Below are 2647 nucleotides of genomic sequence, written 5' to 3'. Positions count from 1 at the left end.
TGAGTCTTATTAAGACAATCTATGTTTTACATAAACTCAATCATTCTAAAATGTCTAGATCATATATTAATTAAAAAGTACCATCACGGTACTTTTTTCATAAAGGAGAAACTATGTTGAATACATCATTATTAGACAAAAAAAAGAAATATCTCCTAGGTGTATCAGGTGGTCCTGATTCTATGGCACTTCTTGATATGATGCATGAATATTCAATCTGTGTCGCTCATGTAAACTATAATCTTCGAGATGATACAGAAGAGGACTACAAGGTTGTTCATGATTACTGCAAAGCACACAATATTCCTTTTTATTATAAGGAATTTACACCGGATGATTATGTGAGAGGAAATTTTCAAAGTGTTGCAAGAGATATGCGTTATGCTTTTTATCAGGAAGTATATAAAACGGAACAATGTGATGCATTATGCCTAGGACATCAAAAGGATGATGTGATTGAAACTATTTATATGCACTTGGAACGTGACTCTCATCCTGATTATTTAGGGATCCAGGAAGTCTCAGAACGTTTAGGTATGACTATTATTAGACCATTACTTCATGTGACTAAACAAGATTTACGTGATTATTGTGATGATCATCATATTTTGTTTCATGATGACTATACTAATTTCCAGACAGAGTTCACAAGAGACCGTATCCGTAATACAATCTTAAATCAGTATACTGACTCACAAAAAGAAGAACTCTTGAAAAAGGGTGAAGAATACAATAAGAAACAGGCATTAAAAAAACAAGAAGTAGACAAATACCTCACTGAACCACTTGATTATACATTAGTTCCAAAAGAACTTCTTCCTGATGTACTCTATGCTTTATTAAAGAAACATATAGAAGTATCTAAGATTTCTCATCATCTCATTGATGAAATTATCCATCAGATTCAATCCTCTAAACCTAATATTCAAATGCCTATTGGTGTTAATGAGGAGTTCATAAAAGAATATAATAATGTATACATTCGTAAATCTATAAAACAAGTAGATTATACGTATAGAATAGATCATAGACAGAACTTCGACTGTCCTTATTTCAAAATTCGAACACAGGGAGAAATGAATGATGGTATCCCTGTCAAGGATGAAGACTTTCCACTCACCATTCGTAATATGAGACCAGGCGATCGTATGGAAACAGCAGGGGGTACTAAAAAGGTTTCTAGACTATTTATTAATGCGAAAATTCCCTCACCATTACGACGTTATTGGCCAGTTGTATTAGATTGCCGTGGAAATATTCTTTTGGTCCCGGGAATTGCGAAAAACAAGGAGTATTTGTCTATCAATCCAGATTTGTTTGTGATAAAATAACAACGACTATACTAGGAGGTACGGTTCGATGCATAAGGACATGAAAGAAATATTATTTACACAGGAACAGATTTCTGAACGCTGTAAAGAATTAGGCGCACAGATCTCAAAAGATTATGAAGGTAAGAAGATTCTTCTTATTGGTCTTTTAAAGGGATCTATTCCATTCCTAGCAGAACTTTCTAAATATATTGAGGGCGATGTATATTTTGATTATATGTCAGTCAGCAGTTATAAAGGAACTGAATCTGGAACTATTCATATTAAGAAAGACGTTGATATTGACGTCAAAGGTATGGATGTATTAATCGTAGAAGACATCCTTGATACAGGTAAAACATTGGATACTGTTACACATATGTTGAAAGATCGTGGTACAGCATCTTGCGAAATCGTTACTATGCTTGATAAGCAGGAAGCAAGAAAGTATCCTGTACAGGCTAAGTATGTTGGTTTCCCTGTACCAGAATTATTCGTGGTTGGTTATGGTCTTGATTTTGATCAGAGATTTAGAAATCTACCATATATTGGTGTCTTAAAAGAAGAATGTTACCAGTAAGGAGTTTATGATGAAGAAGAATAACAAAACATTATTTAAAGCTATTCTTCCTTGGGTCATCGTATTATTATTGTTGAGTTCATTATTCCCATTCTTATTGAATAATGGCGGTAGTAAAGAATTAACTTATTCACAATTCATGACAGTAGTAAAAGATAAAAAGATAACTAACGTGACTATTACACCTAATAGTTTTGTAACCAAGGTCGAAGGTAGCTACAAGAAGAACTCTAAGGGCGATAAAGTAAACTTTACAACTATCGTTCCTAAGACAGACAAAGAATTAGATTCATTAACACAGGTTCTTGAAGACAAGAATGTCAAGATTAAGGTCACTGATTCAGAAAGTGATAACATGATCTGGAATATACTAGGTTCCATCCTTCCATATGTAATATTGTTTGGTGGTATGTTCTGGGTATTCAAGAACTTTAATGGTGCTGCAGGAGGCAACAATAAAGCCTTTGAATTTGGAAATTCTCGCGCTAAGCTAGAAAGAAATTCTAAGACTCGTTTTACAGATGTTGCAGGTGCAGATGAAGAAAAAGAAGAATTAACAGAACTTGTTGCATTCTTAAAGAACCCTAAGAAGTTTACTGAAATGGGTGCTAAAATTCCTAGAGGTGTTCTATTAGTAGGTCCTCCAGGTACAGGTAAAACATTATTAGCACGTGCTGTTGCAGGTGAAGCAAACGTTCCATTCTATTCTATTTCTGGTTCAGAATTCGTAGAAATGTTCGTTGGTGTTGGTGCTGGC

Annotated in this window: 3 protein-coding genes; all 3 read left to right on the top strand. The window is 34.2% G+C overall.

The features are described 5' to 3' along the window. The first annotated feature begins 113 nt into the window (after positions 1 to 113). A complete protein-coding gene (gene tilS, locus ACT8VG_RS09815) occupies positions 114 to 1331 on the top strand; it encodes a tRNA lysidine(34) synthetase TilS (RefSeq protein ID WP_226793196.1) in 1218 nt (405 codons plus the stop codon). 28 nt (positions 1332 to 1359) lie between these two features. Then, the gene (gene hpt / locus ACT8VG_RS09810; protein WP_022425752.1) at positions 1360 to 1890 is read left to right on the top strand and encodes a hypoxanthine phosphoribosyltransferase; all 531 of its coding nucleotides are present in this window, start codon (positions 1360 to 1362) and stop codon (positions 1888 to 1890) included. Positions 1891 to 1897: 7 nt separating this feature from the next. Beyond that, positions 1898 to 2647, top strand: a 750-nt coding sequence (locus tag ACT8VG_RS09805) for an ATP-dependent metallopeptidase FtsH/Yme1/Tma family protein (RefSeq protein ID WP_444195755.1), incomplete at its 3' end; no start/stop codon positions are given.

The organism is Catenibacterium sp. (assembly GCF_052354645.1).
In the GTDB taxonomy this organism is placed as follows: domain Bacteria; phylum Bacillota_I; class Bacilli_A; order Erysipelotrichales; family Coprobacillaceae; genus Catenibacterium; species Catenibacterium mitsuoka_A.
This window is presented reverse-complemented; position numbering and strand designations above follow the sequence as displayed.